We start from the raw sequence: 14224 nt of genomic DNA on the forward strand, positions 1-14224 counted from the left end.
ATGGATAATCAGATAAGTGTTTTATACAAGCAGATAAAAGAACAAAAATTAAGTCAAGAAGATATTGTAAAGCAGATTAAAAAATTAAAAGATCAGCTAAACAACAAAGGAAGTTTTCCATTAAGTCTGAGAAATGATTACAATATTACTCCTGAGGTATATGTATATGATGAACCTTACTTGAGAGACCACACGGTATTTAATGAGCAGGTACTCATCGGAGTAACTCATGGAAGTTTAGCAATAAACGCTTTTTTTAATATCTTTCCTCAAGAAAATAGTGTTCATCTTCAGCGATTAAACTTTGTTAAACCAATTGAAGTAAAAAAGCAGCAACAAGTGGAAGTTCTTGTTGAACCAGTCCAGAAGGAAGCTATAATTGATTTTAAGGTTATGTATCGCTATGCATCATCTGAGACATGGGAGCTGACTGCTACTGGTAATTTACAGAAGGATTTCTTTCCAAGCAAGAAAATAGATATAGAAGACATAAAAGATTCTCTGGAAAAATTTGATGATTTTAATCGAATTTACACAGGTAATCCATCAGTTGGATTAGGAGATAGCTTTAAGACAATCACTGATATTTATAAGGGAAAGGATCAGGTGCTTGCAAGAATTGTTTTAAGTCAAACCTCATTAGAAGAAAAACATGATTACTTTTTGCATCCTCTTATCACCAATAGCGCTTTTTTGGCAGTGAGCTCTTTATTAGGACAAATCGATATGAAAGAAGGTTTTCTACCCTTTGGAATTAAAGATATTTATTTTCAAAAAATAGACGAATTAGAACAATGCTGGTTGTTTGTAAAATTAGTGAAAAATTCAGGGGAAATGATTGTTTTTGATGCAGATGTGATTAATGATGGGTTACAGGTTATTGCCCATTTTTCAGGTTGTTCTATGAAACGAATTCGTTCCATTGGTCAAATTTTTGCAAAAGATCATTTAACTTCTAATTTCCCAGAACCTCAACAGCAAAGTCAAGTGAACTCAAATCTATATCAACTGGAAGCTATGGAAAATGCGACCAATCTTACTAATAAAATTCAAAAATATTTGATTGAAAAACTAAGTAGAAGTATACCTGATTCTACAAAGCTTCAGAACTTAAAGATTAACTTGATGGATTTGGGGTTAGAGTCTTCTAAGCTGGTTGAAATTGCTAATGAAATTCAACAGGAGACAAACATTGAATTATATCCAACGTTATTTTTTGAATACCCTAGCATTGAAGAAGTTGCAGAGTATTTTTCCAAAGAGTATCAAGAGTCTTTTATTCGGTTACTAGGAATTAATACAAAGCAATCCATGGTTTCTGATGCCACCTATCAAAGGGAAGAGATGGTTCCACAAAAAACTACACAAGATGTTTTAGAACTTAAGCATGCAGTAACGCAATCATCAGTGTCGCCAATTACAAATACATTTAAAGAGATTATAAATAACGATATTGCTGTAATTGGGATGCATGGTTTGTTTGCAGAAGCCTCTAATCTAAATCAGTTTTGGCATAATTTATGTAACAAAAAGGATTTAATTAAAGAAGTTCCTATTGATCACTGGGATTACGGACCATGGTATGATGAGAACCCGAAGGCAAAAAATAAAACCTATTGTAAATGGGGGAGCTTTATTGATGATGTAGATAAATTTGATGCTGCATTTTTTAATATTTCCCGCCGTGAAGCAGAGTGGATGGATCCCCAGATTCGATTATTACTACAAAGTATTTACGCCACAGGAGAGGATGCGGGTTATATTAACCAATTGCGAGGAACAAATACAGGCGTATTTGTGGGAGTTTGTTTTCACGATTATATGGATAAAATTGCTGCCATGAATCTTCCTGTGGATCCCTATAGTGGAACCGGTAATGTACAGGCTGTGGTTGCTAATCGAGTTTCATTCTTATTTGACTTTACAGGTCCTAGTATTTCGGTAGATACTGCTTGTTCTTCTTCGTTATATGCCCTACATTATGCTTGTCAGGCTTTGCGAAATAAAGAATGTAATATGGCTTTCGTAGGAGGATCAAATTTGCTTTTGTCTTCTCTTCATTATCGTTATTTTTGTAGTATTAGTGCCTTATCACCTACAGGACGTTGTCATACTTTTGATGAAGCTGCAGATGGTTATGTTCCAGGAGAATGCATAGCTAGTATCTTGCTGAAGCCATTACAACAGGCAAAAAGAGATGGCGATCGTATTCATGCAGTTATTAAAGGTTCAGCAGCCTTGCATGGAGGATATACTCCTTCTTTAACCGCACCGAGCGTTGAGGGTGAAGAAAATGTCATTTTAAAAGCATGGGAAGATGCTGGAATTGATCCCGAAACCATCACCTATATAGAAGCTCATGGCACAGGCACAAAATTAGGCGATCCAATCGAGATCAACAGTGTAAAAAAAGCATTTAAAAGATTTACCACAAAAGAGCAGTTCTGTGCAATAGGATCAGCTAAGGCCCATATTGGTCATACTGAAGGATCAGCAGGAATTGCAGGGGTTTTGAAAGTCATTATGCAGATGAAACAAAAGCAAATTCCAGCTATGCCGAAATTTAATAAATTAAATCCTTACATTCAGTTGAATAAATCGGCTCTTTATATTAATCAGGAGCTTGAAGAATGGAGAAGTTTACCTGGAATACCAAGGCGGGCTGGGGTGAGTTCTTTTGGGTTTTCAGGTGCGTATGCTCATGTTGTAATTGAAGAATATATTCCACAGGATCATGATGAAGGACATTCTATTATAATTACTCCACAGAATCCAGCCATTATCGTGTTGTCCGCAAAGAATGAAGAGCGGCTTCAAGAACAGGCACAGCAATTATTAAAAGCGATTCAAGAACAACAATTCAAAGATAACGACTTAGCAGATATGGCCTATACCCTTCAGATAGGGCGGGAAGCTATGGAAGAACGTTTAGCGATAATTGTAGCATCCATCAAAGAACTTGAAGAAAAACTAGATGATTTTGCGAAAGGGCAAGAGAATATTGAAGATCTGTACCGAGGACAGGTCAAACGCAACAAAGAGACGCTGGCTGTTTTTGCAATGGACGAAGAAATGCAGGAAGCAATTGAAAAATGGATTCAGCGCAGAAAATATGCCAAACTTCTAGACCTTTGGGTCAAGGGTCTAGTTTTTGATTGGAACAAGCTCTATGGCGATGTCAAACCCAATCGCATTAGCTTGCCCACCTATCCCTTTGTCAGAGAACGCTACTGGATACCAGAGACCAAGACTAAATCTGGTGACAGTTCAATCACCACTTCAGCCAATGCAGGGACAATCCATCCACTGCTGCATCAAAACACCTCTGACCTTTCAGAGCAGCGGTTCAGTTCCACCTTTACAGGACAGGAGTTTTTCCTGGCGGATCATAGGGTGAAGGGTCAGCGGGTTTTACCGGGGGTAGCCTACCTTGAGATGGCACGGGCAGCAGTAGAACAGGCATCAGGGATATTGGAAAAATATCAGACCAGGATACAGCTCAAAAATATGGTCTGGTCCCGACCTATTACCGTAGAAGAAACAGCGAAAATCCACATCGGACTTTATCCTGAAGAGGGTGGCGAGATTGCTTACGAAATATATAGCCAGGAAGAAAAGAACAGTACAGAACCAGTAATATACAGCCAGGGTATTGCTCTGCTGAGTTCGGTAGTAGAAGCCCCAACTTTAGATTTATCTAATATACAAGCTCAGTGTAACCAAAACATCCTTTCATCCCACCAATGCTATGAAGCCTTTAAATCTATAGGCATTGAGTATGGGGATGGACATCGGGGGATTGAACAGATTCATGTTGGTTCCAATCAGGTGTTGGCAAAACTGAGGTTGCCCTCCTGTGTAGCTGATACATTAGAAGAATATATGCTGCATCCTAGTTTGCTGGATTCGGCGTTGCAGGCCTCCATAGGTTTAATAATGCTTAGAGAAGATAAAAATCCACTAAAACTGTCCCTGCCCTTTGCCCTGCAAGAACTTGAAATTTTCAAAAACTGCACCAGAGAAATGTGGGCACTGGTTGGTTTTAGTGACGGCAGCAAAGCAAAAGACAAGGTACAGAAATTCGATATTACGATGTGCGATGAACAAGGGGAAATTTGTGTTCAGATGAAGGGATTTTCAACACGAGGGCTGGAAGGGGAAGTAGGTTCAGTAGAATCCACAGCAACGCTTGGGACTTTAATGCTGCACCCTTACTGGAAAGAACAAACTGTTTCTAAAGAAGCTCAAACCCTTGATTATGCAGAGCATGTGGTGATACTCTGCCAGTCAGCTGAGGCTACGCAAGAAAGCATCGAAAACCACATAAACGGGGTGAGATGCCTTAGTCTGCAAGCCCAAGAGGCAGGCATCGAAGCAGGCTTTCAGAGCTATGCCATTGAAATATTTGAAGAAATCCAAAGTATTCTTAAAAGCAAACCAACAGGTAAAGTGTTGGTTCAGATTGTTATTAGTCCACAAGAAGAACAGCAGCTTTTGTCTGGGCTGAGTGGACTTTTAAAAACAGCCCAATTAGAGAATCCAAAAATCCTGGGGCAGTTAATAGAAATAGAAGCAGATGAAGATTTAGAAGGAATCATAGAAAAACTGCAAGAGAACAGTAAGTCTTCAACAAATCATGTTCGATACCAAAAGGGCAAACGATATATAACCGACTGGAATGAAATAGAGGTTTCTCAGGAAAGCGAGAATATTCCGTGGAAAGAGGGAGGTATCTATCTGATTACTGGAGGTGCCGGAGGTTTGGGACGGATATTTGCAGAAGAAATCCTGCAAAAAGTCAAGGATGTAACCCTGATTCTTACAGGAAGATCTCCTCTTAAGGAAGATAAACACGCCAGGTTAAAGGAATTAGAAAGATTAGGAGGGCGTATTGAGTATAAGCAAGTAGATGTAACACAAAAGAAAGCAGTTATCAGCTTAATACAAAGTATCCAGGAGGACTTTGGCAGTCTAGATGGTATCATTCATAGTGCTGGTGTGATTCGAGATAACTTTATCATCAAAAAGACAAAAGATGAACTGGAGGAAGTTTTAGCCCCAAAGGTTACAGGACTGGTAAACCTTGACGAAGCCAGCAAAGATTTAAACCTGGACTTTTTCATATTCTTTTCCTCTGCGGCGGGGGCTTTTGGCAATGCAGGTCAGGCAGACTATGCAACTGCCAACGCCTTTATGGATGCCTATGCAAAGTATCGTAATGCACTGGTGGCGTCAAAACAACGTCAGGGACAGACCCTGTCTATCAACTGGCCTTTGTGGAAAGAAGGGGGAATGCAGATTGATGCAGAAACCGAAAAAATGATGCAACAAAGTACAGGTATAATTCCCATGCAGACAACCACTGGTATCTGGGCCTTGTATCAAGGTCTAGCTTCTAGGCAGGAGCAGGTGATGGTGATGGAAGGTAATACTGAACAATTTAGACACACTATAAAATTCGATTCAATAGAATTTAAGCACTTTGATGATTATATGCTATATGATGAAACAGCAAAAGTAAATGAAGTAAATGATGCGTTTTATCGAAGCCTTTTAGAAAAAATATCCAAAGGCGAATTGTCTAAGGAACAATTTAAAGCCTTAATTAGCATAGAAAGGATCGAGAATAATGGATAAACAACTGGACACTATATATGACCAAATAAAAGAAAGAAAAATAAGCCAGGAAAATGCTCTGAAAAAAATTGAAAAATATAGAATTAAGTATAATCAGAAAGTCAACAACTCATCCAATATTAGAGAAGAAAACAAAGCAGCACCAGTCATTGAAGAAGACTTGCTTCAGGAAAAAGCCGTCAATTACTTTAAAAAGTTGTTATCTTCAATCATCAAACTACCTGTACATCGAATAGAAGCAGATGCTTCCATGGAACAGTATGGGATTGACTCCATCATGGTTATGCAGTTAACCAATCAATTAGAAAAAACATTGGGATCTCTGCCAAAAACGTTATTCTTTGAATATCAAAATATTAAAGATTTAACTGGATACTTCGTTAAAAATTATCGAAATCAACTACTAAAACTACTGGAAATCCAGGAAAAAGCAGTGGCAACCACAGAGAATACAAAAGATTTTACAGCTGTGACAGAAGCTGAAAAATTAACCTTCAACAGTCGCAGAACTTCACGTTTTGCATATCAATTCACAGAATCATTGAAAGAAAAAGAAAATGTAGATATTGCTATTATTGGGGTTTCCGGACGTTATCCTCAGGCTAAGAATATCCAGGAATTTTGGTATAATCTACGAAACGGTAAGGATTGTATCACGGAAATTCCTAAAGACCGCTGGAACCATAGCTTGTACTTTGATGAAGATAAAAATAAGCTCGGAAAAACCTACAGTAAGTGGGGAGGATTTATAGAAGGTGTGGATCAATTTGATCCACTATTTTTCAATATTTCCCCTCGAGAAGCAGAAATGATGGATCCTCAGGAACGTCTATTTTTAGAATGTGTCTATGAAACCTTAGAAGATGCGGGGTATACCAGAGAAACCCTTAGTTTACATCAGAGTTTTGGTTTGGAAGGTAATGTAGGGGTTTATGTAGGGGTAATGTACGAAGAGTACCAGCTCTACGGAGCTCAGGAACAGATTCAGGGTAGACCAGTTGCTCTTACTGGGAGTCAATCGTCCATAGCTAACCGAGTGTCATATTTTTGTAACTTTCATGGGCCTAGCATGGCTGTGGATACCATGTGTTCTTCCTCCCTGACAGCCATCCATCTGGCCTGCCAGAGTTTACAGCGGGGCGGATGCGAGCTTGCCATTGCAGGTGGTGTCAATGTCTCCATTCATCCTAACAAATACCTGATGCTTGGGCAAGGTAAATTTGTATCAAGCAAGGGACAGTGTGAAAGCTTTGGAGAAGGAGGAGATGGCTATGTACCAGGAGAAGGCGTAGGAGCAGTACTGCTTAAACCGCTATCTAAAGCCATCGCCGATGGGGACCACATTTATGGCATCATTAAAGGGAGCACTATTAACCATGGAGGAAAAACCAATGGATACACAGTTCCCAACCCGAATGCTCAGGCTGAAGTGATCCAACGAGCCTTTAAAGAAGCAAAGGTTGATCCTAGAACCATCAGTTACATTGAAGCCCATGGCACCGGCACTTCTCTAGGAGATCCCATTGAAATCGTAGGTTTGAGTAAAGCTTTTCAGGAATACACTAAAGAAAAACAGTTCTGTGCCATTGGATCCGCTAAGTCCAACATCGGTCACTGTGAAAGTGCGGCAGGAATTGCGGCTGTGACAAAAGTATTGCTGCAACTGAAACATCGGAAATTGGTACCTTCCTTGCATTCTGATGTACTTAATCCTAACATAGACTTCAGCAATAGTCCTTTTGTGGTACAGCAAGAACTTACAGAATGGAAACGGCCGATAATTGAAAAAAATGGAGAAAAGAGGGAATATCCAAGGATTGCTGGCATCTCTTCCTTCGGTGCGGGAGGATCAAATGCCCACATAGTGATCGAAGAATATATTCCTAAAGATGCAAAACAATATCCAATTACAATCACACCACAAAATCCAGCCATTATTGTGTTGTCTGCCAAGAATGAAGAGCGGCTTCAAGAACAGGCACAGCAATTATTAAAAGCGATTCAAGAACAACAATTCACAGATAACGACTTAGCGGATATGGCCTATACCCTTCAGATAGGGCGGGAAGCTATGGAAGAACGTTTAGCGATAATTGTAGCATCCATCAAAGAACTTGAAGAAAAACTAGATGATTTTGCGAAAGGGCAAGAGAATATTGAAGATCTGTACCGAGGACAGGTCAAACGCAACAAAGAGACGCTGGCTGTTTTTGCAATGGATGAAGAAATGCAGGAAGCAATTGAAAAATGGATTCAGCGCAGAAAATATGCCAAACTTCTAGACCTTTGGGTCAAGGGTCTAGTTTTTGATTGGAATAAGCTCTATAACGACACCAAGCCCAATCGCATTAGTCTGCCCACCTATCCCTTTGCCAGAGAACGCTATTGGGTACCAGAGACCAAGACTAAATCTGGTGACAGTTCAATCACCACTTCAGCCAATGCAGGGACAATCCATCCACTGCTGCATCAAAACACCTCTGACCTTTCAGAGCAGAGGTTCAGTTCCACCTTTACGGGGCAGGAGTTTTTCCTGACGGATCATGTCGTGAAGGGACAATCCATCTTACCTGGAGTAGCCTATCTTGAGATGGCACGGGCAGCAGTAGAACAGGCATCAGGGATTTTGGAAGAAAGTCAGATCGGAATACGGCTTAGAAATGTAGTATGGGCTCGCCCCATAGCCGTAGAGGATAAGTCGGTTAGGGTACACATCGGACTTTATCCTGAAGAGGGTGGCGAGATTGCTTACGAAATATATAGCCAGGAAGAAAAGAACAGTACAGAACCAATCGTATACAGCCAGGGTATTGCTCTGCTGAGCTCAGTAGTAGAAGCCCCAACTTTAGATTTATCTAATATACAAGCTCAGTGTAACCAAAACATCCTTTCATCTGACCAATGCTATGAAGCCTTTAAATCTATAGGTATTGAGTATGGGGATGGACATCGGGGGATTGAACAGATTCATGTTGGTTCCAATCAGGTGTTGGCAAAACTGAGGTTGCCCTCCTGTGTAGCTGATACATTAGAAGAATATATGCTGCATCCTAGTTTGATGGATTCAGCGTTGCAGGCCTCCATAGGTTTAATGATGATTAAAGGAGACAAAAACCCACTAAAATTATCCCTGCCCTTTGCCCTGCAAGAACTTGAAATTTTCAAAAACTGCACCAGAGAAATGTGGGCACTGGTTGGTTTTAGTGACGGCAGCAAAGCAAAAGACAAGGTACAGAAATTCGATATTACGATGTGCGATGAACAAGGGGAAATTTGTGTTCAGATGAAGGGATTTTCAACACGAGGGCTGGAAGGGGAAGTAGGTTCAGTAGAATCCACAGCAACGCTTGGGACTTTAATGCTGCACCCTTACTGGAAAGAACAAACTGTTTCTAAAGAAGCTCAAACCCTTGATTATGCAGAGCATGTGGTGATACTCTGCCAGTCAGCTGAGGCTACGCAAGAAAGCATCGAAAACCACATAAACGGGGTGAGATGCCTTAGTCTGCAAGCCCAAGAGGCAGGCATCGAAGCAGGCTTTCAGAGCTATGCCATTGAAATATTTGAAGAAATCCAAAGTATTCTTAAAAGCAAACCAACAGGTAAAGTGTTGGTTCAGATTGTTATTAGTCCACAAGAAGAACAGCAGCTTTTGTCTGGGCTGAGTGGACTTTTAAAAACAGCCCAATTAGAGAATCCAAAAATCCTGGGGCAGTTAATAGAAATAGAAGCAGATGAAGATTTAGAAGGAATCATAGAAAAACTGCAAGAGAACAGTAAGTCTTCAACAAATCATGTTCGATACCAAAAGGGCAAACGATATATAACCGACTGGAATGAAATAGAGGTTTCTCAGGAAAGCGAGAATATTCCGTGGAAAGAGGGAGGTATCTATCTGATTACTGGAGGTGCCGGAGGTTTGGGACGGATATTTGCAGAAGAAATCCTGCAAAAATTCAAGGATGTGACCCTGATTCTTACAGGAAGATCTCCTCTTAAGGAAGATAAACACGCCAGGTTAAAGGAATTAGAAAGATTAGGAGGGCGTATTGAGTATAAGCAAGTAGATGTAACACAAAAGAAAGCAGTTATCAGCTTAATACAAAGTATCCAGGAGGATTTTGGCAGTCTAGATGGTATCATTCATAGTGCTGGTGTGATTCGAGATAACTTTATCATCAAAAAGACAAAAGATGAACTGGAGGAAGTTTTAGCCCCAAAGGTTACAGGACTGGTAAACCTTGACGAGGCCAGCAAAGATTTAAGCCTGGACTTTTTCATATTCTTTTCCTCCGCAGCGGGGGCTTTTGGCAATGCAGGTCAGGCAGACTATGCAACTGCCAACGCCTTTATGGACGCCTATGCAAAGTATCGTAATGCACTGGTGGTGTCAAAACAACGTCAGGGACAGACCCTGTCTATCAACTGGCCTTTGTGGAAAGAAGGGGGAATGCAGATTGATGCAGAAACCGAAAAAATGATGCAACAAAGTACAGGTATAATTCCCATGCAGACAACCACTGGTATCTGGGCCTTGTATCAAGGTCTAGCTTCTAGGCAGGAGCAGGTGATGGTGATGGAAGGTAACCTTCCACAGATGCGAGTACGTTTATTGCAAAATTCATTAGAAGTTGATACAAGTTTTGCCGAAACACCTACTCCACAAATGGATATAGCGCTAGTTCATGAGAAAACTTTATACCAGCTAAAACGCTTATTCGGAGAAGTCACTAAATTGAGCCTTGATAGGATTGATCCTCAAGAACCATTAGAGAGTTATGGAATAGATTCCATTATGATTACTCAGCTTAATCAAAAACTTGTCAGTGTTTTTGGTGAATTGTCAAAAACCTTGTTTTATGAGTATCAGACCTTAGATGCTTTAACAGAATATTTTATAGCAGATTATCCAGAGAAGTGTTTTCAGTGGACTGGGCTGGTAACTCAGAGGGAATCAGTACCGGAAGTATCTTCAACAGGATCGAATTTTGATGGCGTAAATTCTATGTTAAGCTCATTGAAAACAGAAAAGAAGACAGCACGTAACTTAACTATGACTCTAAGCAGTAAAAAAGTTAGAGAACCCATCGCCATTATTGGCATAAGCGGACGTTATCCACAGGCAAAAAATTTAGAGGAATTTTGGAAGAACTTATGTGAAGGTAAAGATTGTATTAGCGAGATTCCAAAAGAACGTTGGTCAATAGAAGGATTCTATCATCCAAACCCACAAGAAGCTGTGGCACAAGGAAAAAGCTATAGCAAATGGGGTGGTTTTATAGACGAATTTGCAGATTTTGATCCTCTTTTCTTCAACATATCCCCGCGAGAAGCATTTAATATGGATCCCCAAGAACGATTGATTATTGAATCTTGTTGGCAAGTGTTAGAGGATGCGGGATATACCAGAGAGCAACTAACATCACTATATAAGCAGCGAGTCGGTGTTTTTACGGGAATTACAAAAACAGGCTTTGCTTTATATGGTCCTGATTTATGGAAACAGGGGGAACAGATCTATCCAACCACTTCATTTGCATCAGTGGCAAATAGAGTTTCCTACCTTTTAAATTTAAAAGGTCCCAGCATGCCAATAGATACGATGTGCTCTGCTTCGCTGACAGCGATTCACGAAGCGTGCGAACATCTTTATCATGACGAATGTGAGATAGCTATTGCTGCTGGAGTTAACCTATACCTTCATCCTATGAGTTATATTCAACTTAGTACACTTAAAATGCTTGCGGCGGATGGAAAATGCAAGAGCTTTGGACAAGGTGGCAGTGGATTTGTGCCTGGAGAAGGAGTGGGTGCTGTTTTATTGAAACCCTTATCTCAGGCTATTTCAGATCAGGATCATATTTATGCTGTTATCCGAGGAAGTAGTATTAACCATGGAGGAAAAACGAATGGATATACAGTCCCCAATCCAAGCGCTCAAGGAGAGCTTATTCGTGCAGCCTTAGATAAAGCTGAAACAGATGCTCGAGCAGTCAGCTACATTGAAGCCCATGGTACAGGGACAGAACTTGGCGATCCGATTGAAATCACAGGATTAAGTGGAGCGTTCCGAAAAGATACCCAAGATACAGGATTTTGTGCCATTGGTTCTGTAAAGTCAAATATCGGTCACCTAGAAGCTGCAGCAGGGATTGCAGGATTAACTAAAATCATATTGCAAATGAAAAATCAGAAGATTGTTCCAAGCTTGCATGCTAAAGCGTTGAACCCTAATATTAATTTTACAAAGACTCCTTTTGTGGTACAGCAAGAACTTACAGAATGGAAACGGCCGATGATTGAAAAAAATGGAGAAAAGAGGGAATATCCAAGGATTGCTGGCATCTCTTCCTTCGGTGCGGGAGGATCAAATGCCCACATAGTGATCGAAGAATATATTCCTAAAGACGCAAAACAATATCCAATTACAATCACACCACAAAATCCAGCCATTATTGTGTTGTCTGCCAAGAATGAAGAGCGGCTTCAAGAACAGGCACAGCAATTATTAAAAGCGATTCAAGAACAACAATTCACAGATAACGACTTAGCGGATATGGCCTATACCCTTCAGATAGGGCGGGAAGCTATGGAAGAACGTTTAGCGATAATTGTAGCATCCATCAAAGAACTTGAAGAAAAACTAGAGAGTTTTGTCAAAGGCCAAGAGAATATTGAAGATCTGTACCGAGGACAGGTCAAACGCAACAAAGAGACGCTGGCTGTTTTTGCAATGGATGAAGAAATGCAGGAAACAATTGAAAAATGGATTCAGCGCAGAAAATATGCCAAACTTCTAGACCTTTGGGTCAAGGGTCTAGTTTTTGATTGGAACAAGCTCTATAACGACACCAAGCCCAGTCGCATTAGTCTACCCACCTATCCCTTTGCTAGAGAACGCTACTGGATACCAGAGACCAAGACTAAATCTGGTGACAGTTCAATCACCACTTCAGCCAATGCAGGGACAATCCATCCACTGTTGCATCAAAACACCTCTGACCTTTCAGAGCAGCGGTTCAGTTCCACCTTTACAGGACAGGAGTTTTTTCTAGCGGATCATAGGGTGAAGGGTCAGGGGGTTTTGCCTAGGGTAGCCTATCTTGAGATGGCTCGGGCTGCGGTGGAGCAGGGGACAGGAATTTTGAAAGAAAGTCAGGTGGGAATACGGCTTAAAAATATAGTATGGTCGTCTGCCATAACCGTAGAGGATAAGCCATTTAAGGTAAATGTCGGACTTTATCCCGAGGATAGTGGAGAGATTGCTTACGAAATATATAGCCAGGAAGAAAAGAACAGTACAGAATCAATCGTATACAGTCAGGGTATTGCTCTGCTGAGTTCAGTAGTAGAAGCCCCAACTTTAGATTTGTCTAATATACAAGCTGCGTGTAACCAAAACATCCTTTCATCTGACCAATGCTATGAAGCCTTTAAATCTATAGGTATTGAGTATGGGGACGGACATCGGGGGATAGAAAAAATCTATGTTGGTTCCAATCAAGTCTTGGCAAAACTGACCTTACCCTCCTGTGTAGTTGATACATTAGAAGAATATATGCTGCATCCTAGTTTGATGGATTCAGCGTTGCAGGCCTCCATAGGTTTAATGATGGTTAAAGGAGACAAAAACCCACTAAAATTGTCCCTGCCCTTTGCACTGCAAGAACTTGAAATTTTCAAAAAATGCACCAGAGAAATGTGGGTACTGCTTGGTTTTAGTGACGGCAGCAAAGCAAAAGACAAGGTACAGAAATTTGATATTGCTATGTGCGATGAACAAGGGAAAATTTGTGTTCGGATGAAGGGATTGGAAACAAAAGAGAGTACAAAGGATATGCTTAATATCTTAGAAACAAAAGAGTCAAGTGTTTCGGAGACTTTGGTTTCCCAAAATCAAGAACCTTTTGAATTGATGACCTTTGAAGAAATTTGGCAAGAGCAAGCTCAAGTGGATGCTTCTTTAGTCGACATTAAAACCATGGTTTGTTTTCTATCCAATCCCCAAAATCAACAGACTATTGTTGAATCAATAAAGATGCTAGATCCGCAGATTAAAATTATTTTTATCTCACAAAATAAAATTTATCAAAAACAATCTTCACAAGCATATCAAATCTTAAAAACTGAACAAACAAACTATGTAGAAACTTTCCAAAGCATCTTGAAAGATTATGGCAAGGTGGATACTGTACTCTATTTGTGGGCACTTGAAGATTCCGACTGTATTCAAGATTACTCAAGTATTGTCTATATATTACAAGCAATTAACAGTGCTAAGTTAAAACCCAAACGACTTATACTAGCGGCTGAATTCAATAATGCTCTGGAACGGTGCTATTTAGAATCTTGGATTGGGTTTGAACGATCCTTAGGATTTATTTTGCCTAACACACAAGTTACTGGAATTTATAAAGAGACTTGTAAGCAGAATCCAGAAACAGTTATAAAAGATTGGTTACAGAAAATTTGGATAGAACTACAAGCACATAAAGCTCAAAGTGTCTTATATCAAGAGGGAAAACGGCACATATGCCAGATTCATCCAACAACTATAGCATCAGGCAAAAACATATTAAGAAAAGGC

2 protein-coding genes (1 of these 2 cut by a window edge) are annotated in these 14224 nt (G+C 40.1%); both read left to right on the top strand.

Annotated features, from left to right (window positions below; all coding sequences use genetic code 11):
- Entirely contained in the window at nucleotides 1-5637 is a 5637-nt protein-coding gene (locus BJL90_RS10320; protein WP_070967481.1) for an SDR family NAD(P)-dependent oxidoreductase, read from the top strand.
- On the top strand, nucleotides 5630-14224 hold the 5' portion of the coding sequence (locus BJL90_RS22545; protein ID WP_070967484.1) for an SDR family NAD(P)-dependent oxidoreductase. It continues 5277 nt past the right edge of the window; only the first 8595 of its 13872 coding nucleotides appear in the window; it begins with the start codon at nucleotides 5630-5632; its stop codon lies beyond the right edge, outside the window. The genes BJL90_RS10320 and BJL90_RS22545 overlap by 8 nt, the downstream gene beginning before the upstream one ends.

The sequence above is a fragment of the Clostridium formicaceticum genome, from assembly GCF_001854185.1.
Classification (GTDB): domain Bacteria; phylum Bacillota; class Clostridia; order Peptostreptococcales; family Natronincolaceae; genus Andreesenella; species Andreesenella formicacetica.